This window comes from Janthinobacterium sp. NKUCC06_STL (genome assembly GCF_019345455.1).
In the GTDB taxonomy this organism is placed as follows: Bacteria; Pseudomonadota; Gammaproteobacteria; order Burkholderiales; family Burkholderiaceae_D; genus Janthinobacterium; species Janthinobacterium rivuli.
The window spans coordinates 1-214 of sequence record NZ_JAHKQY010000066.1 but is presented as its reverse complement, the minus strand read 5'-3'; the positions used below and the strand labels follow the sequence as shown (position 1 = coordinate 214).

The following is a 214-nucleotide window of genomic DNA, read 5'->3' as shown; positions in this document are numbered from 1 at the left end:
GGTTCACTATCGGTCGATTACGAGTATTTAGCCTTGGAGGATGGTCCCCCCATATTCAGACAGGATGTCACGTGTCCCGCCCTACTTGTCGTACGCTTAGTACCACCGGTCTGATTTCGAATACGGGACTATCACCCGCTACGGTTCCTATTTCCAGAGGATTCTTCTATCAGTCCGACTATCACGTACAGGCTCTTCCCATTTCGCTCGCCGC

1 rRNA gene is annotated in these 214 nt (G+C 51.9%); it reads right to left on the bottom strand.

From position 1 onward, the window contains the following. Nucleotides 1-214: ribosomal RNA gene (locus KO539_RS30810) — 23S ribosomal RNA — on the bottom strand; the annotation flags it as partial.